General features: G+C 71.1%; 17 protein-coding genes and 1 tRNA gene. 5 read left to right on the top strand and 13 right to left on the bottom strand.

The genetic code is table 11. The features are described 5' to 3' along the window. Positions 1-4 precede the first annotated feature (4 nt). The 6 genes from nirD to IEY87_RS23305 all read right to left on the bottom strand — a co-directional run bounded on the left by nirD (position 5) and on the right by IEY87_RS23305 (position 8769). On the bottom strand, positions 5-331 hold the full coding sequence (gene nirD / locus IEY87_RS23280) for a nitrite reductase small subunit NirD (protein WP_189140866.1): 327 nt from the start codon (positions 329-331) through the stop codon (positions 5-7). After that, a complete protein-coding gene (gene nirB, locus IEY87_RS23285; RefSeq protein ID WP_189140867.1) occupies positions 328-2757 on the bottom strand; it encodes a nitrite reductase large subunit NirB in 2430 nt (809 codons plus the stop codon). Before nirB ends, nirD begins: the two co-directional genes overlap by 4 nt. Further along, positions 2754-4148, bottom strand: coding sequence for an FAD-dependent oxidoreductase (locus tag IEY87_RS23290; RefSeq protein WP_189140868.1), 1395 nt, complete (start codon positions 4146-4148; stop codon positions 2754-2756). Before IEY87_RS23290 ends, nirB begins: the two co-directional genes overlap by 4 nt. Continuing rightward, a complete protein-coding gene (locus tag IEY87_RS23295) occupies positions 4145-6175 on the bottom strand; it encodes a molybdopterin oxidoreductase family protein (RefSeq protein ID WP_189140869.1) in 2031 nt (676 codons plus the stop codon). The genes IEY87_RS23290 and IEY87_RS23295 overlap by 4 nt, the downstream gene beginning before the upstream one ends. Beyond that, positions 6175-7485 carry an MFS transporter gene (locus IEY87_RS23300; protein WP_189140870.1) on the bottom strand — a complete coding sequence of 437 codons (1311 nt, stop codon included), beginning with the start codon at positions 7483-7485 and terminating at the stop codon, positions 6175-6177. The genes IEY87_RS23295 and IEY87_RS23300 overlap by 1 nt, the downstream gene beginning before the upstream one ends. Before the next feature lie 156 nt (positions 7486-7641). Further along, positions 7642-8769, bottom strand: coding sequence for an epoxide hydrolase family protein (locus IEY87_RS23305; protein ID WP_189140871.1), 1128 nt, complete (start codon positions 8767-8769; stop codon positions 7642-7644). A 142-nt stretch (positions 8770-8911) separates the two neighbouring features. Here IEY87_RS23305 and IEY87_RS23310 point away from each other — a divergent pair, with 142 nt between their 5' ends. Then, on the top strand, positions 8912-9211 hold the full coding sequence (locus tag IEY87_RS23310) for a hypothetical protein (RefSeq protein ID WP_225277542.1): 300 nt from the start codon (positions 8912-8914) through the stop codon (positions 9209-9211). Between the two features lie 233 nt (positions 9212-9444). Here the strand turns inward: IEY87_RS23310 and IEY87_RS23315 are convergent, their stop codons facing one another. Beyond that, positions 9445-10407, bottom strand: a complete 963-nt coding sequence (locus IEY87_RS23315; protein ID WP_189140872.1) for an ROK family protein — start codon at positions 10405-10407, stop codon at positions 9445-9447. 67 nt (positions 10408-10474) lie between these two features. Beyond that, positions 10475-11161 carry an N-acetylmannosamine-6-phosphate 2-epimerase gene (locus IEY87_RS23320; protein ID WP_189140873.1) on the bottom strand — a complete coding sequence of 229 codons (687 nt, stop codon included), beginning with the start codon at positions 11159-11161 and terminating at the stop codon, positions 10475-10477. A gap of 105 nt (positions 11162-11266) precedes the next feature. Here IEY87_RS23320 and IEY87_RS23325 point away from each other — a divergent pair, with 105 nt between their 5' ends. Further along, positions 11267-11992: a GntR family transcriptional regulator gene (locus IEY87_RS23325; RefSeq protein WP_189140874.1), complete on the top strand. Its 726-nt coding sequence runs from the start codon at positions 11267-11269 to the stop codon at positions 11990-11992. On the opposite strand, the gene IEY87_RS23330 is transcribed toward IEY87_RS23325, so the two are convergent. The 4 genes from IEY87_RS23330 to IEY87_RS23345 form a co-directional block, all read right to left on the bottom strand. Then, positions 11980-12456, bottom strand: coding sequence for a GNAT family N-acetyltransferase (locus IEY87_RS23330; RefSeq protein ID WP_189140875.1), 477 nt, complete (start codon positions 12454-12456; stop codon positions 11980-11982). The genes IEY87_RS23325 and IEY87_RS23330 overlap by 13 nt on opposite strands. A 231-nt stretch (positions 12457-12687) precedes the next feature. Then, positions 12688-12761: transfer RNA gene (locus IEY87_RS23335), tRNA-Met, on the bottom strand. 53 nt (positions 12762-12814) lie between these two features. Then, positions 12815-14788 (bottom strand): elongation factor G, encoded by a 1974-nt coding sequence (locus tag IEY87_RS23340; RefSeq protein WP_189140876.1) that lies wholly within the window; start codon positions 14786-14788, stop codon positions 12815-12817. 171 nt (positions 14789-14959) lie between these two features. Continuing rightward, positions 14960-15535: an HD domain-containing protein gene (locus IEY87_RS23345; protein ID WP_189140877.1), complete on the bottom strand. Its 576-nt coding sequence runs from the start codon at positions 15533-15535 to the stop codon at positions 14960-14962. Positions 15536-15712: 177 nt separating this feature from the next. On the opposite strand from IEY87_RS23345, the gene IEY87_RS23350 reads away from it, so the two are divergent. After that, positions 15713-16036, top strand: coding sequence for a putative quinol monooxygenase (locus tag IEY87_RS23350; protein WP_189140878.1), 324 nt, complete (start codon positions 15713-15715; stop codon positions 16034-16036). A gap of 3 nt (positions 16037-16039) precedes the next feature. On the opposite strand, the gene IEY87_RS23355 is transcribed toward IEY87_RS23350, so the two are convergent. Further along, complete coding sequence (locus IEY87_RS23355; protein WP_189140879.1) at positions 16040-16489, bottom strand: VOC family protein; 450 nt, start codon at positions 16487-16489, stop codon at positions 16040-16042. Between the two features lie 147 nt (positions 16490-16636). Between IEY87_RS23355 and IEY87_RS23360 the strand changes: the two genes are divergently transcribed. Then, on the top strand, positions 16637-17521 hold the full coding sequence (locus IEY87_RS23360) for an alpha/beta fold hydrolase (RefSeq protein ID WP_189140880.1): 885 nt from the start codon (positions 16637-16639) through the stop codon (positions 17519-17521). After that, entirely contained in the window at positions 17518-18039 is a 522-nt protein-coding gene (locus IEY87_RS23365) for a GbsR/MarR family transcriptional regulator (protein WP_189140881.1), read from the top strand. The genes IEY87_RS23360 and IEY87_RS23365 overlap by 4 nt, the downstream gene beginning before the upstream one ends.

The raw sequence follows: 18039 nt of genomic DNA on the forward strand, positions 1-18039 counted from the left end.
TCGGCTAAACGCTCACCGCGACCTGCACGAGCTCGCCGTCCAGGCGGACCTGGTAGACCGGCACGGTGACCGCGGGCTCGTCCAGGCAGTGCCCGGTGACCAGCGAGAACACCTGCTTGTGCAGCGGCGAGGCGACGGTCGGCTCGCCCTTCCTGGTGCCGACGATGCCGCGCGAGAGCACGTACGCCCCGCTGAAGGGGTCCTGGTTGCCCAGCGCGTGCACCACACCGTCGTGGGTGCGGAACAGCGCCACCTGCCGGCCGTCGACGAGGGCGCACACGCCCCGCTCGGGCTGCAGGACCTGATAGCCGCAGACGTTCACCCAGCTCATGACAGCACCACCGGCTTGATCTGGCCACGCTCGGTGGCGAAGACGATCGACGGGTCGGGGACGCCCGGCGCGTTGACGAAACTGACGAACCTGCTGAGCTTCTCCGGGTCTTCCAACGTTGCCCTCCATTCATCCTGGTACGTGGCGACGTGCTGGCTCATGTGCGCGTCGAGGTCGGCGCAGATGCCCAGCGAGTCGTCGATGATCACTGAGCGCAGGTAGTCGAGGCCGCCGTCGAGCGACTCCACCCAGGCGGCGGTGCGCTGCAGCCGGTCGGCGGTGCGGATGTAGAACATCAGGAAGCGGTCGATGGTCCTGAGCAGCTCTTCGGTGCTCAGGTCCCCGGCCAGCAGGTCGGCGTGGCGGGGCTTGAAGCCGCCGTTGCCGCCCACGTACAGGTTCCAGCCCTGCTCGGTGGCGATGATGCCGAAGTCCTTGGATCTGGCCTCGGCGCACTCGCGGGCGCAGCCGGAGACGGCGGACTTGAGCTTGTGCGGCGAGCGCAGCCCCCGGTAGCGCAGCTCCAGCTCGATGGCCAGGCCCACGGAGTCCTGCACGCCGTAGCGGCACCAGGTGGACCCGACGCACGACTTGACCGTGCGCAGCGCCTTGCCGTAGGCGTGGCCGGACTCGAACCCGGCGTCCACCAGCCGGCGCCAGATCTCCGGGAGCTGGTCGACGCTGGCGCCGAACAGGTCGATCCGCTGCCCCCCGGTGATCTTGGTGTAGAGGCCGAAGTCGCGGGCCACCTCGCCGATGACGATGAGCTTGTCCGGGGTGATCTCGCCGCCGGGGATGCGCGGGACGACGGAGTAGGTGCCGTTCTTCTGGATGTTGGCCAGGAAGCGGTCGTTGGTGTCCTGCAGCGTCGCCATCTCGCCGTCGAGCACGTGCCCGTTGTGCAGGGAGGCGAGGATGGAGGCGACGGCGGGCTTGCAGATGTCGCAGCCCCGGCCGTCCCCGTGCGCGGCGATGAGCTCGGAGAACGTGGTGATGCCGCGCACCCGGACGATGTCGAACAGCTCGGCCCTGGAGTAGGCGAAGTGCTCGCAGAGGTTCTTGCTGACCTCGACGCCCGACTTCTCCAGAAGCTGCTTGAGCATCGGCACGCAGCTCCCGCAGGTCGTGCCGGCCCGCGTACAGGCCTTGATGCCGGGCACGTCGGCGCAGCCGTGGTCGGCGATGGCCGAGCGGACCGCGCCCGCGCTGACGTTGTTGCAGGAGCAGACCTGCGCGTCGTCCGGCAGCTCGAGCTGCGCGCCGCCGCCGGTGAACAGCAGGTCGGACGGGGGTGCGGGCAGCGGCTTGCCGACGAAGGAGCGCAACGAGGTGTACGGCGAGGCGTCGCCGACGCAGATGCCGCCGAGCAGCGTCTGGGCGTCGTCGCTGATGAACAGCCGCTTGTAGACGCCGGCCACCGGGTCCATGTAGGTGACGTCGAGCGCCCCCGTCATGGCGCCGAACTGGGCCACCTCGACGCCGAGGAGCTTGAGCTTGGTGGACATGTCGGCGCCCTCGAAGCCGGCCCCGCCGCCCAGGATCCGGTCGGCGGCCACCTCGGCCATGGTGAAGCACGGCCCGACCAGCCCGTAGATCATGCCGCCGGACAGCGCGCACTCGCCGATGGCGTAGATGTCGGGGTCGGAGGTGCGCATCGCGGAGTCGACCACGATGCCGCCGCGCTCGCCCACCTCCAGCCCGCTCGCCCTGGCCAGCTCGTCGCGCGGCCTGATGCCGGCGGAGAAGACGACCACCTGGGCGTCGATGATCGTGCCGTCGGGCTTGCGCAGCCCGGCGACCTGCCCCTTGTCGTCGGTGACGATCTCCTGCACGCCGGCGCCCGCGTGCACGCTCAGGCCGAGCTCCTCGATGTGCGCCTTCAGCACCGAGCCGCCGCCCTCGTCCACCTGGCGGGGCATCAGCCACGGGCTCATCTCGACGATGTGGGTGCGCAGTCCGAGCGAGCGCAGCGCGTCGGCCGCCTCCAGGCCGAGCAGCCCGCCGCCGACGACGACGCCGTCGGCGGCTTCCTTGGCCGCCAGCCTGATCGCGTCCAGGTCGTCGATGGTGCGGTAGACGTAGGCGTGCTCGGCGCCGGGCACCGGCGGCACGAACGGCGCGGACCCGGTGGCCAGCACCAGCACGTCGTAGGGCTCCCGCGCGCCGCCTTCGACGGTGACCACGCGGGCCTGCCGGTCGATGCCGGTGACGCGGCTGCCGAGCCTGACCACGGCCTGCTCCGGCACCGGGTAGGACAGGTCCTCGGCGCTGACGCCGGACAGGTAGGAGGTCAGCGCCACCCGGTCGTAGGCCGGGCGGGGCTCCTCCCCGATCACCGTGATGCGGCCGTCGAAGCCGCGCTGGAGCAGGGCTTCCACGAGCCGGTGAGCGGCGGGGCCGTACCCGACCACAACGATCTTCTTCACGCGGAGATCCCTTCTTGTTCGCACAACCAGCCGACGATCCCCTCCACGGCGTCACGGCAGGTGCCGCAGCCGGTCGTGGCCCTGGTGGCGGCGGCCACCCCGGCCACGTTCCTGGCGCCCGCTTCCCAGCACGCCCGGATCTGACCCTTGGTCACGTTGTTGCACTGGCAGACCTTGGCCGCGTCCGGCATCAGCACCGGACTCTCCGCGACCGGCGCCGCCGCCAGCCCCGGGAACAGCAGCCCGGCCCGGTCGCCCGGCACCGGCCCGCCACGGTCGAAGAGCTGGGTGAGCGTGCCGACGGCGTCGCTGTCGCCCAGCAGGATCGCGCCGACCAGCCGGCCGTCGCGGATGACGAGCTTGCGGTAGGTCCCCTTCGCCCGGTGGCTGAAGCGCACCACCTCGGCGTGCTCGTCGGTGAGCTGCGTCTCGCCCATCGCGGCGAGTTCGACGCTGCTCGCCTTGAGCCTGGTCACCAGCCGCGAGCCCCGGTAGCGGGACTTGCCGCCGGTGATCACGTCGGCGGCCACGGCGGCCTGCTCCCAGGCGGGCGCGACCAGGCCGTAGACGTTGCCGTCGTGTTCGGCGCACTCGCCGATGGCGAAGATCGACGGGTCGTCGGTGCGCATCTCGTCGTCGACGACGATGCCGCGGCGCACCTCCAGGCCCGCCTCGGCGGCCAGGCCGGTCAGCGGGCGGACGCCGCAGGCGAGCACGACCAGGTCGCCGTCGGCCAGCTCGCCACCGGCCAGCCGGACGCCGTCCTCCTCGACGGCCTCGGCCACCACGCCGGTGCGGATGTCCACGCCGAGCCCGGTGAGGGTCTCGCCGAGCACCAGCCCGGCCTCGGGGTCGAGCTGGCGCTCCATCAGGTGGTCGGCGAGGTGCAGCAGGGTGACCGGCAGGCCGCGCCCGGCCAGGCCGCGGGCCGCCTCGATGCCGAGCAGCCCGCCGCCGACGACCACCGCCCGGCGGCTGTGCTCGGCGGCCTTGAGGATGCGGTCGCAGTCGTCGAGGGTGCGGAACGGGATGGCCCGCTCGACCCCGGGGATGCGGGGCACGAACGCCTCGCTGCCGGTGGCCAGGACGAGCAGGTCGTACGGTTCGCGGCGCCCGTCGGTGGTGTGCACGGCGCGGGTCTCCCGATCGATCCACGCGACCGCGCTGCCCGACACCGCCTCCACCCGGTTGGCGCCGTACCAGGACAGCTCGTGCAGCCGGAGCTGCTCGGCCCTGGCCTTGCCGGCGAGCACGTTCGACAGCAGCACCCGGTTGTACGGGTGGCCTTCCTCGGCGCCGAACACGGTGATCGTGAGGTGCGGGTCGCGCGCCCGTACCTCACTGACCAGCCGTGATCCGGCCATGCCGTTTCCCACCACGACGAGCCTCATGCGTCTCGCTCCACTCTGACGGCGCAGACCTTGAACTCGGGCATCCGGGACGTGGGGTCGAGCGCCGGGTTGGTGAGGCGGTTCGCCCCCTCCCAGTGGAAGGGCATGAACACGGTGTCGCTCCTGATCGCGTCGCTGATCCTGGCCTCGCCCCGGCTCTCGCCGCGCCTGCTCGTCACCAGCACCTGGTCCCCCGCCTCGATCTTCAGCCGCTCGGCCAGATCGGGATGGAGCTCCACGTACGGCTGCGGCGCGGCCTTGGTGAGGGAGGCGATCCTGCGGGTCTGCGCGCCGCTCTGGTAGTGCGCCAGCACGCGGCCCGTCGTCAGGTAGACGGGGTAGTCCTCGTCGATGTCCTCCACCGGCGGCCGGTGTTCGACGGGCACGAACCTGGCGCGGCCGTCGGGGGTGGCGAAGGAGTCGAGGAACGGCCGCGGCGTGCCGGGGTGCTCGGGCGCCGGGCAGGGCCAGAACACGCCGGTCTCGTCCGCGATCCGCTCGTAGGTGATGCCGGAGTAGTCGGCGGGGCCGCCGGCGCTGGCCCGGCGCAGCTCCTCGAAGACCTTGCCGGGCTCGTCGGCGAAGTCGTGACCGAGCCGGCGGGCCAGTCCGGCGATGACCTCCAGGTCGCTGCGGACGCCGGCCGGCGGCTCGACGGCCTGCCTGCGCAGCAGGACGCGGCCTTCGAGGTTGGTCATCGTGCCGGTCTCCTCGGCCCACTGCGTGACCGGAAGGACCACGTCGGCCAGCGCCGCCGTCTCCGACAGCACCACGTCGCAGACCACCAGCAGGTCCAGCGCCTTGATCCGGTCGGCGACGTGGGCCGAGGCGGGCGCCGAGACGACCGGGTTGGAGCCGAACACCAGCATGGCGCGCGACCCGTCCGGCGTGCCGAGGGCGTCGAGCAGCTCGTAGGCCGAGCGGCCCGGCCCCGGCAGGTCCTCCGGCGGCACGCCCCACACGCCCGCGACGTGCTCCCGTGCCGCCGGGTCGTCGATCTTGCGGTAGCCGGGGAGCTGGTCGGCCTTCTGGCCGTGCTCCCTGCCGCCCTGGCCGTTGCCCTGCCCGGTGAGGCAGCCGTACCCGGAGCCCTGCCGGCCGGGCAGGCCCAGCGCCAGGGCGAGGTTGACGAACGCGGTCACCGTGTCGGTGCCCTTGGCGTGCTGCTCGGCTCCCCTGCCGGTCAGGACGTACGCGCTGTTCGCGGCGGCGAGGGCGCGTACGGCCTCGCGCATGCGCGGCACCGGCACGCCGGTGATCCGCTCCACCCGCTCGGGCCACCAGGCGGCCAGCGAGGTGCGCACCGCGTCGAAGCCCGAGGTCCGCTCCTCGATGTACGCCTCGTCGACGAGCTCTTCGGCGATGGCCAGGTGCAGCAGGCCGAGCGCGAGCGCCAGGTCGGTGCCCGGCGTGGGCCGCAGGTGCAGCCAGGCGAGCTTGGCCGTCGGGGTGCGGCGCGGGTCGATGACGATCAGCCGGGCGCCGTCCAGGTGGCGGACGAACGGCGGCATCGTCTCGGCCGGGTTGCCGCCCGCCAGCAGGATGACGTCGGCCCCGGCCAGGTCGGTGATCGGGAACGGCATGCCGCGGTCCATGCCGAACGCCCGGATCGAGGCGGCCGCGGCCGACGACATGCAGAAGCGGCCGTTGTAGTCGATCTGGCTGGTACGCAGCGCGACCCGGGCGAACTTGCCGAGCAGGTACGCCTTCTCGTTGGTGAGCCCGCCCCCGCCGAACACGGCCACGGCGTCGGGGCCGTGCTCGGCGGCGATGCCGCTGAGCCGTTCGGCCACGTGGTCGAGCGCCACCTCCCAGGACACCGGCTCGCCGTGCAGGAGCGGGCTGGTCAGTCGCTCGCCGTTGGTCAGCAGCTCGGCCGCCGTCCAGCCCTTCTGGCAGAGCGCCCCGGCCGCGTTCGCCGGGATGTCGGTCCGCGGGGTGATGGTGATCTCGGTGCCCTGGCCGCCGATCGCCATCCCGCACTGCAGGGCGCAGTACGGGCAGTGCGTCTTCACCGGTGCGTCCATCAAACCCTCGCGTAGGCCAGGCTGGGGGCCCGGGTGACGCCCACCGTGCGGGTGTAGCACCACCAGGTCACCCCCACGCAGGCCAGGTAGAAGATCCCGAAGGCGGCGAAGGCGAGGGACGGGCTGCCCGTCGCCGCGAACGACATGCCGAACGCCCGGTTGATGAGGAACCCGCCGAGGGCGCCGACGGCGGAGATGATGCCGATGGCCGCGGAGGCCTGCCGCTTGCCGTACAGCAGGGCCGCCTCGTCGGTGCCGCGCTCGGCCACCGCCTTGGCCTGGAAGATGGCCGGGATCATGCGGTAGGTGGACCCGTTGCCGATGCCGGAGGTGAGGAAGAGCAGCTGGAAGGCCAGGAAGAACAGCCAGAAGTTGCCCGAGACGGAGCCGAGCCAGACCAGCAGCACCCCGCCGCCCATGGCGGCGAAGTTCCACAGGGTGACCGGGGCGCCGCCGAACTTGTCGGCCAGCCAGCCGCCGACCGGCCTGATCAGCGAGCCGACGAGCGGCCCGGCGAAGGCCACCACCGCCCACGGCGAGCCGGGGAACAGGCTCTTGCTCAGCAGCGGGAAGGCCGTGGAGTAGCCGATGAACGAGCCGAACGTGCCCACGTACAGGAACGACATGATCCACGTCTGCGCCTTGCCCGCCACCGCCATCTGCTCGCGCGGGCTGGCCTTGGCGCTGGTCAGGTTGTCCATGAAGAACCACGCGCAGGCGGCGGCCAGCACGATGAACGGGATCCAGAACCAGCCGGCCGCGGCCAGCCCGAACGCCCCGATCACCAGCGGGATGACGAGCTGCACCGAGCTGACGCCGATGTTGCCGCCCGCGGCGTTCAGCCCGAGCGCCACCCCCTGCTTCTCCCGGGGGTAGAAGTAGGTGATGTTGGCCATGCTGGAGGCGAAGTTGCCGCCGCCGAACCCGGCCAGCGCCGCGATCACCAGGAACATCCAGTACGGCGTCGCGGGGTCGCTCACCGCCACCCCGAGCAGCACCGCCGGGATGATCAGCAGCAGCGCGCTGACGACGGTGAAGTTGCGCCCGCCGAACCTGGCGGGGCCGAAGGTGTACGGCACCCGCAGCACCGAGCCGATCAGGTTCGGCAGCGCGATCAACCAGAAGAGCTGGTCGGTGGAGAAGGCGTAGGCGCCCATCTGGGCGGCCACGATGCTCCACAGCGTCCAGACGGTGAAGCCGAGATGCTCGGCCAGGATCGAGAAGATCAGGTTCCGACGGGCGACCTTCCGGCCGGTGTTCTGCCAGAAAGTCGGGTTGTCGGGATGCCACTCGGCGATCCAGCGCGCCATCGTTCCTCCTACGCTCGGGTGGCCAGGACTCGAACGTTAGGAAGCCGGGGTTACGCACACCGACGATCCGTGGCTGTGCGGGAGTTACATGTAACTCACCCGCGCAACACGCAATACATATGCGTCACGGCGGAAACACGTTGGTAATCCAAGCTGTCAGTCCAGCCCTCCGAAGAACGCCCGGATGTCGGCGACCAGCGCCTCGGGCTGCTCCATGGCCGGGAAGTGGCCGCCGTCGGCGAACTCCGTCCAGTGCACGACCTTGTCGGTGCGCTCGGCCAGGCTGCGCACCGGCCGGACGTAGTCGTGGGCGAAGACGGCCACGCCGACCGGGACGGGCGACTGCTCCGGCATGCTCCACGCGTGGGAGAACTCCCAGTAGAGCTGCGCCGCCGAATCGGCCGTGTTCGTCAGCCAGTAGATCGAGACGTCGGTGAGCAGGCGGTCCCGGTCGACGCCTGCCTCGGTCCAGTCGTCGAACTTCTCCGCGATCCAGGCGAGCTGCCCGGCCGGCGAGTCCGCCAGCCCGAAGGCCAGCGTGTGCGGCCGGGTCGACTGGATGGCCATATATCCGCCCAGCTCGCCGGTGAACCGCTCCAGCCCCTCGATCCTGGCCTGGTCGGACTCGCTCAGCCCCGCCAGCTCGCCCGGCTCTCCCGTGGGGAAGGTCATCAGGTAGTTCACGTGCACGCCGATCAGGTGCTCGGGGTCGGCGAAGCGCAGCTCCCTGGACACGCCCGCGCCCCAGTCGCCGCCCTGCGCGCCGTAGCGGTCGTAGCCGAGCCTGGCCATCAGCGTGGCCCAGGTCCGCGCGATGCGCGCCAGCGTCCAGCCGGTGCCGGTCAGCGGGGCGGAGAACCCGTAGCCGGGCAGCGACGGGATGACCAGGTGGAAGGCGTCGGCCGGGTCGCCGCCGTGCGCCCGGGGGTCGGTCAGCGGGCCGATCACGTCCAGGAACTCCACGACGGAGCTGGGCCAGCCGTGCGTGAGGATCAGCGGGGTCGCGTCGGGCTCGGGTGAGCGTACGTGCAGGAAGTGGATGTCCTGGGAGTCGATGGTGGTGACGTACTGGGGGTGGGCGTTGAGCTGGGCCTCGTGCTCGCGCCAGTCGTAGCCGGTGGCCCAGTGGTCGGCGAGCTCGCGCAGCCGCGCGGCGGTCAGGCCGCGCTCGCTGCCCGCCCCCGGCGTCTGGACGGGCAGCCGGGTACGGCTCAGCCGCTCGCGCAGGTCGTCGAGGTCGGCCTGGGGGATGTCGACGCGGAAGGTCCTGATCTCTTCGCTCATACGGAAACGATCCCAGCGATAGCGGAAGACTTCTTGCCTCGATGCCAGGAGCTTTCCCCCAGGCCGCTGGATACGCCGGGCCCGATCCGGGCTGGGGTTATCGGCTCCAACCTGGGGTAACAGCAAACGCAAGGGGGGAAACATGATCAAAAAGCTGCACAAGATGGGCATTAAGTCGAATCACATGTACCTGGCTGGACTTGGGTCGATCGCCCTGTCCTTCGCCACCTGGTTCGCCTCGAAAGAGGGCGAACGAGCCGGCATAGACCGGGCCGACCGGTGGGGCATCTTCGTAGGCCAGTGGGCGCCGACCTTCTTCGCCATGGGGGTCGCGCTCCGCATCGAGGAGACGCACCAGGGCGAGGAGGACATGCCGGAAGGCATGCGCGGCGAGACCACGCATCGCACGACGGACCGGATCCGCGCCGGCTCCGGCGTCTGACGCCCAAGAACCAGGCCGCGGGCCGCGTCAGGGGGACGCGACCCGCGGCCTGCCATCTCGCCCGAGGTTCACTTCGGGCGGGACACCGGAACCTTCAATCGCTGTGCCAGTTCCCGGGGTCCCGTTGCCGCCAGGACGCCGACCGACAACTCCGCAGTCGTAATGGCACTGATCAACAGCTCATCAGGCAGTTCGTCGGGATCGACGCACCAGCCCTTCTGACAGAGTCGCTCTCACGTCGCGTACAACGCGGACAACCCAGCGCCGACGAGGCCGGCCCTCTCCCCCAGAACGGCCTCCCGGATGGGGACACCACGCACACCCGTCAGCGCCTCGGCCCGAAAGCCCCGGCGCACCGGGCTCAGCAGCAGTGAGCCGAGCCTGGACACGCCGCCCGCGAGCACGATCACGTCCGGGTCCAGCAGGTTGGCCGCGCCGCCGAGCACCCGCCCCAGAAGGCTCGCCGCCGCCGTGATCACGTGACGGGCCTGCGGCTGCCCCGACCGGGCCAGGGACGCGATCTCCCTCAACTCCAGCACCCGCCCTGTCACCTCCCTGTACGAGCGCTCGATCGCCGGTCCTGAGGCATGCGCCTCGACATGGTCGAACGCACCGCAGGAGCACCTACGCCCGGCCACGACCGTCGCCGTCGCAGGCGCCCCCATGGCCCTCGTCGTCACGCCGGCCACCGGGGCCGGCACGTGACCGATGGCGCCCGCCGTCCCTGACCGGCCCGTCACCGTCGCGCCGTCCGCCACGAGCGCGCCACCGATCCCGGTGCCGACGGCGACCACGAGACCGGTCCTCGCACCGCGTGCCGCGCCGATGCGTGCCTCGGCCGTGCCCGCCGCGTGGCAGTCGTTGACCACCTGGGCGGGAAGTCCCAGGCCGCGCTCGGCAATGCCCCGCACGTCGGTGCCGGCCCAGCCCTTCAGCAGGTCGGTGGCGCCGGCGATGCGGCCGGCCGGGTCCACCACACCCGCCGTCGCGATGCCGCACGCCATGACCCGGTCGCCGCCGAGGTCGCGGAGCGGACGGGCGCAGTCGAGCACGGCCGCCATGATCGCCTCGCCGCCTTCGGCCGCCGGGGTGGCCGTTCTCCGCTGCTCGTACAGCCGTCCCCCGGCGTCCACCAGACCCGCCGCGATCTTGGTGCCTCCGATGTCGACGGCCACCACCAGCGGGGACCCGTTCACCTCCACCTACCCAAAAACCAGAAATTTCGGGACATCGGCATCCCCGCCCAGGACGTGACAGGAGTTCTCATCGGGCTCCCGCCGGGGCCGCCGAGGCCAGCCGGGCGGTGATGGCGACGGGATCGGTGATCGCGCCGCCCACCACGACGGCCCACGCACCCGCCTCGAACGCCTGCCGCACCTGCTCCGCCGTACGGTAACGCCCTTCGGCCACCACCCGTACGCCGCGCGCGGCCAGCTCCCCCACCAGGGCGATGTCGGGATCGCCGGGGGTGGGCAGGTGCCGCGCCGTGTACCCCGACAGCGTCGTCCCGACCACCTCCGCCCCCGCCTCCCAGGCCGCCAGTCCTTCCTCCAGGGTGGACACGTCGGCCATCACCGCGACGCTCAGCGACTCGCGGACGGCGGTGATCAGCGCTCCGGAGGCGGGCGACTCGTGGGTCAGGTCGATCGCGATGACGTCGGCGCCGGCCGCCGCCAGGTCCTCGGCCAGGGCCAGGGTCGGCGTGATCAGGTGGCGGTGCGCGTACGGGACCTTGTGCAGGCCGATGACCGGCAGCGCGGTGCGCCGGCGGACGGCGCGGATGTCCTCGGCGGAGTTGATCCGCAGCGCGGCGGCTCCGCCGAGCTCGGCGCACCGGGCGAGCCGGGCGATGGTCGCCGCGTCTCTCAGCGGATGCCCCTCGGGCGCCTGACAGGAGACGACGAGCCCGCCGCCGATCCGTTCCAGCGCGGAGACCCCGTCGGTGCCCATACATGCCCAATCTCAGTAGCCTTGCCCGATTTCTCCATAAATATGGAGAAATATGATGTGATTGGTATAGCCCAATTCCGACAAGCCGGTCAAGCAGGAGGCTTCATGACGGACGGTGAGGTGACGCGCGGCCCGGTCAAGTCCACCGAGCTCCGCCGGCACCTGCGTACGCTCCTGCGCGAGCGGCTCGCCCCGCACGACCGGCTGCCCACCGAGCGCAGCCTGGCCGAGGAGTTCTCGCTCAGCCGGCTCACCGTCAGGCGGGTGCTGGACCAGTTGGAGCTGGAGGGGCAGGTCTACCGCGTGCAGGGCTCGGGCACCTTCGTGAGCGAGCCGCGCATCGCCAAGTCCGTCGAGCTGACCTCCTTCAGCGAGGACATGCGCGCGCGGGGCCTGACCCCCGGCTCGCTCGCCGTCACCGCCGAGCGGGTCCCCGCCGGGGCGGAGATCGGCTACGCGCTGCGGATCAGCCCGGCGGAGGAGGTGCTGCGCCTCCGCCGGGTACGCACCGCCGACGGCGAGCCGATCTGCCTGGAGGACAGCTGCCTGCCCGCCGCCCTGGTGCCCGACGACCTGGGCGAGGCGCTGGACGGCTCGCTGTACGAGGAGCTGAACGCCCGGTACGGCCTGGTCCCGCACCGGGCGGAGCAGACGATCAGGGCGACGGTCCTCGACCAGGACAGCGCGCGGGCGCTGCGGGTGCCGCCGTTCTCACCGGCGTTCCTGGTGCAGCGCACCACCTTCGACGCCCGTGGCCGGGCCATCGAGCGGGCGGAGTCGCTCTACCGGGGCGACCGCTACACCTATCAGCTGACGATCTACCGGACCTGACCGCCGAACCGCCGCAGCGGCTCCCCGGCCAGCCGGTAGCGGATCCAGTCGCCCTGCGGCCGCGCGCCGAGGGACTCGTAGAAGTCGATCGCCGGGGTGTTCCAGTCGAGCACCGACCACTCGAGCCGCTCGTACCCACGCTCGACGCTGATCCGGCCCAGCTCCGTCAGCAGCGCCTTGCCGTGCCCGCCGCCTCGGTGCCCGGGACGTACGTACAGGTCCTCCAGGTAGAGGCCGCGGGTGCCGGTCCAGGTGGAGAAGGTGAGGAACCACAGCGCGAAGCCGACCACCTCGCCGTCGCTCTCGGCGACGTGCGCGAACACGGACGGCTGCTCCCCGAACAGGACCTCCCGCAACTGCTCCTCGGTGACCTCCACCTCGTGCAGGGCCTTCTCGTAGTCGGCCAGCTCGCGGATCAGCTCGTTGATCACGGACACGTCGTCAGGGGTGGCATAGCGAATCATGCGCCACAGGCTAAAGGACCTCCGGACCGGTTTCGGTCACAGCAGCAGGTTGATGACCAGCGTCAGCAGGATCGAAAGCACGATGGACAGAATGATCATGGTGACGCAGCCGGCGGCCCCGCCGAGCGGCCTGACGTCCCAGTTCCCCAAGCGCATGTCGGACGACTACCCTCGCTGGGCGGGATACGCGAAACGCCTTCCGAGAGGATCCTCGGAAGGCGTTTCGATAAGTAGCGGGGGAAGGATTTGAACCTACGACCTTCGGGTTATGAGCCCGACGAGCTACCGAACTGCTCTACCCCGCGTCGGCTTCTCCTTAACTATAACGCACTCCTGGACCGCCCGAACCACGAAACACCTAGACCTGCCGGAGGACGTGCAGCAGATACTCCTTCCGGTTGAGCGGGTCGTGGTCCGTCCGGGGCCGGGCCGGGGCCTGACCGCGAACCTCCTGATAGTGGTCGAAGGCGCTTTCCAGGACGCCCTCGCCCCGGGTCAGCGACGGCAGCCGCTGCTCGAGTTCGTGCACCCTGGCCGCCGGGACGACCCCTTCCACCAGGTAGGACGCCCCCTGCGGGGTGGACGTCCCGGGGACGGCGCCGAGGCGGGCCAGCACGGGCAGCACCGTGCCGAACACGTCCTCGGGCAGGTCCAGCCGGAAGTGGTGCATCGGCTCGTACACTCGGGTGCCGGCCTGCCTGAGCGCTTCCATCAGCACCAGCGGCGTCAGGTTGCGGAAGTCTCCCGCCGTGCTCGACATGCTCTTGTCGAACACCGCGTGCGCGTGGCTCTGCCGGGGCCAGTAGCCGGTGTGCGTGAGAATGACCGCGCAGTCGGTGACCTGCCATCCGCGCAGCCCCTGGAGCAGGGTCTCCCGGACGGTCTCCTCGACGGCCCTGATGAACGTGTACGGCATCGAGCCGAGCTCGACCTCCAGCCTGAAGTCCACGCCGGAGCCGATCGGGGCCGGCTCGACGCGCAGCCCGACGGTGGCCAGGAACGGGTTGGGCGGCTTGGCGATGAACTCGGCCGCCGCGCCGGTGCCCACGGGCCGCTCGACGTGGATGGTGCTCGTCTCACGGAAGGTGACGTCGAGCCCGAACTCCTCGGCCAGCGTCGCCTGGATGACCTCCTTCTGCACCTCGCCGTAGAGGGAGACGGACGTCTCCTGCCTGATGTCGTCCTGGCGCAGGTCGATCAGCGGGTCCTGCTCGGCGAGCTGGGAGAGCGCGACGTGCAGCGCGCCCTTGTCGGCGGGCCTGGCGGGCACCACGACGGTCTCCAGCGTCGGCGGGGCGAAGTGACGGCGCTCGGCGGGCTCGGTGCGCGGCAGGCCGAGCTCGTCGCCGATCCGGACGTCGCCGAGCCCCCAGAGCTTGCCGATCCGCCCCGCCTCGACCGAGGAGGCCGGTACGGCCGTGCCCCGGTCGAACACCCGGATGGCGGTGACCTTCCCCGCCACGTCCCGGAACGGCACCCGGTCCCGCAGCCGGATCGTGCCGGCGAACATCCGGACGTAGGCGATCTTCTCCCCGGCCGGGCCGCGCTCGACCTTGAAGACGGTGCCCGAGGGCGGCCCGCCGGTGTCGCCCGCCACGCCGGGCAGCAGCTCCCTGATCCCGTCGATCAACTCCGCGACCCCCGCTCCGGTGATCGCCGAGCCGAAGAGGATCGGGTGCACCAGCGCCCGGCGTGACTGCGCGGCGAGCTCGTCCTTGAGCCTGCCGGGGCAGAGAGCCTGCGTGCCGTCCACGTACGCCGCCAAAAGGGCGTCGTCGTGCTCGGCGAGCACGCTCACCAGGTCGTCGCCGGCGGCGGCGAAGGGCAGGTAGCGCGCGTCGCGGGCGCCGAGGCCGGTGACCGATCCCAGCGCGACGGCGGCCGGGGCCAGCCTGTCGCGGATGCTCCGCAGCACGCGCTCGTCCTGGGCGCCCCGGCGGTCGATCTTGTTCACGAAGATGAGGGTGGGGATGCGCAGCCGGTGCAGCGCCCGCATGAGCACGCGGGTCTGCGCTTGTACGCCCTCCACCGCCGAGATGACGAGCACGGCGCCGTCGAGCACGTTCAGCACCCGCTCCACCTCGGCGATGAAGTCGGGGTGGCCGGGCGTGTCGATCAGGTTGACCGTCACGTCGGCGAGCGGGAAGGAGACGACGGCGGACTTGATCGTGATGCCGCGCCGGCGTTCGAGCTCCAGCGAGTCGGTCTGGGTGCTGCCCGCGTCGACGCTGCCGATCTCGTCGATGACTCCGGCGGCGTGCAGCAGCCGCTCGGTCAGACTTGTCTTACCGGCGTCGACATGCGCCAGAATTCCTAGATTGAGCGATTTCACCAAGCGTCATGTCCTCTGAGTGGATGGTCATTCTCAGCTGGTCAGACATGAACGCTGCGCGCATCGCTTGCTCCTCGGTCGATCGATGATGCTCCGGTAGTGCACCAGACGGACGCCCGCCGGGACAACGGGTTTTCGGCGGCCGGGCGTCACCCTCGGCCGCCGCGTGCCTCAGTCGCCGTTGAGCACCGGCATGATCCAGTCCAGGGTCCCGGTGCGCAGAGCCTCTTCGGCCAGGCGTTTACCGGTGGGGGTCCGGAGCGCGGCCAGGGAGCTGTCGATCCACGGCTGCACGTTCTGGTGCCCCTGCTCGCGGTATTCGACCGCCTGGATCAGGCACTCCAGCTTGTCGGCGTCCCGCGCGCACACCGCCTCCAGGCTGGTCTTCTCCTCGTACTCACCGACCGCCCCGCGCACCATCTCCGCCACCGGCGCGGGCAGGCCGCGCATCTGGTCCGCGGTGACCTCCTCGTTCGGGGCGGCCTTGAGGTAGCGCTTGCCGATGTACGGGATGTCGGTGATGCGGGTCTCCTGGGTGTCATGGAACAAGCTCATGAACGCCGCCCGCTCGGCGTTGGCGCCCTCCAGCTTGGCGATGACACCGGCGATGACCGCCGTACGGAAGGAGTGCTCGGCGATGCTCTCCGGATCACGTACGCCCGCCACCAGCCAGCCGGTGCGCTTGTACCGCTTGAGCAGCCCGAACTCGTACAGCACCCCGGCCACTCCCGCCAGTTCGTCCGTCACGGCGATCCCCCCTCGACCTCGTTGCACCCTTTCGGCGTAGACGTGGTGTACCCACTGCACCGGGCACCGGACACCCCTGGGCGAACCTCGCCGGCGGGGCGCGCTGATCAGGACGTCGCCCCCTCGTTCCCCCTAGCATCGGTGTCTGATGCGCCGCCCTGAGGAGAGAGAAGCCTGATGATCTTCATCACCGCGAAGTTCCGCGTGCTGCCGGAGTCCGCCGACCGGTTCGGCGAGATCACCGCCGAGTTCACCCGGGCGACCCGCGCCGAGCCCGGCTGCCTGTGGTTCGACTGGTCCCGCAGCCTCGACGACCCGGCCGAGTACGTCCTGGTCGAGGCCTTCCGTGACGGCGACGCCGGCGCGGCGCACGTGCAGTCGGAGCACTTCCGCACCGCGCAGCGGACCCTGCCGCGCCACCTCGCCGAGACGCCGCGGATCATCAACGCGACGATCCCGCAGGACGACTGGTCGCTTCTCGGCGAGATGGCCGTCGAGTGAGCCTCAGGAGGCGGCGGCGTCCAGGAGTCCCTGGACGCTGATCTTCCTCATGCCGAACATGGCCTTCATGACCCGCTCGGCCGTGGCCGGGTCGGACTGCCGCACCAGCTCGGGCAGGGCCTTCGGGACGATCTGCCAGGACAGCCCGTACCTGTCCTTGAGCCAGCCGCACTGGCTCTCCTCGCCGCCGTCGGTGAGCTTGGCCCACAGCTCGTCGACCTCCTCCTGCGTCTCGCAGTCCACGTACAGCGAGACCGCCTCGTTGAAGGTGAAGTGGGGGCCGCCGTTGAGCGCGATGTGCTCCTGCCCGGCCAGCGTGAACGTCACGGTCATCACCGCCTCGCCGGCGCGCTGCACGTACACGATCTCGGAGTCCGGGAAGAGGGAGGTGTAGAAGGTGGCGGCCTCCTCGGCCTGGTTGTCGAACCACAGGTAAGTCTTGATCTTCTGCATGGTGGCGTCCTTCGCGCTCGCTGTCCGGTCTTTCACAGACGCGTCGAACGGCCACCCGCCGGATCGACACCCTTCCCAGAACTTCTTTCGAAGATTCCCAGATCCTGACATTGCAGTAACTACTGCAATTACCGTAATAATGGGACCATGGTTGATACCGCCGAGCTCGGCGAGAGCGTGCTCGTCCCCCAGCCCGAAGGAAACCTGCACGTCATCACCCGGGGCGCGGCGGGCACGCCGGTGCTCCTGCTCAGCGGCGCGGGCGTCGACAACGCCGCCCTGAGCTGGCGGCACGCCCTGCCCGCGCTGGCCGCCGAGCACCGCGTGCTCGCCCTCGACTGGCCCAAGCAGGGCGGCAGCAGACCCTGGAACGGCACCGCCGATCACGACCGGATGCTCGGCTGCGTCACGGCCGTGCTCGACCACTTCGGCCTCGAACAGGCCGCGCTGGTCGGCCTCTCGCAGGGCGGCGCGATCACCCTCGGCTACGCCGTCGAGCACCCGGAGCGCGTGTCGCGCCTCGTCGCCCTGGCCCCGGCGGGCGTCATCTCCTTCCCGCCCGTCGTCCACCAGCTGCTCTGGGTCACGGCCAGGTGGTCCCTGCTCAACCGGACGCTCCCGTCGCTCGTCTTCCGCAGCCGCGCCGCCTGCGCCTGGTTCGCCCGGCGCGGCCTCTTCGCCGGCGGCCATGTCGACGACTTCGACGCGATCGTGGACGAGTACCACGCCGACGTGCTGCGTAACGGCGCCGGCTCCTCCGACTGGCAGAACGGCTCGATCGGTTTCCGCCGGATGCGCGTCGACCTGCGCCCGGACCTGCCCAGGATCGCCTGCCCGGCGCTGTTCATCCAGGGCAGCGGCGACGCGGGCGTGGACCCGGAGCACACCCGGGCCGCCGCGCGGGCCGTACCGGGAGCACGGTTCGAGCTCATCGAGGGCGCGGGACACTGGGCGAACCGGCAGGACCCCGGCCGCGTCAACTCCCTCATCGCGGACTTTCTCCGGCCACTTCCGGAGAAAATGGGATCATGACCGAGCCAACGAGCGCCGAGCTCGACTTCGTCGACGACGTGGCGGCCTTCTTCACCGAGGAGGGCCTGCCGTACATCGCCGGACGGGTCGTCGGGTGGCTGCTCATCTGCGACCCGGCGGAGCAGAGCGCCGCGCAGCTCGCGAGCGCCCTGCTGATCAGCCGCAGCTCCATCAGCTCCACGATGCGCCTGCTCACCCCGAGCGGCCTGGTGACGGGCTTCCGCAAGCGCGGCGAGCGGCAGGAATACTTCCGCATCGCCGAGGACGGCTGGAGCCGGATGCTCGCCGCCCGCTACGCCAAGACCTCGGCGTTCCGTGAGGTGACCGAGCGCGGCCTAGCCGTCCTCGCCGGCGCCGCCCCCGAGCGCACCGCCCGCCTGGCGGGCGTCGCCGAGCTGTACCGCTTCCTCGAAGCCGAGCTCCCCGCCCTCTGGACCCGCTGGGAGCAGCACCGAGCGGCCCGCACCCCCGTCGGCGGCGAAGTAGACGGCCGAGGGAGCAGCGCCGAGCGGCCCTGA

The organism is Nonomuraea glycinis, from assembly GCF_014646515.1.
Lineage (GTDB): Bacteria > Actinomycetota > Actinomycetes > Streptosporangiales > Streptosporangiaceae > Nonomuraea > Nonomuraea glycinis.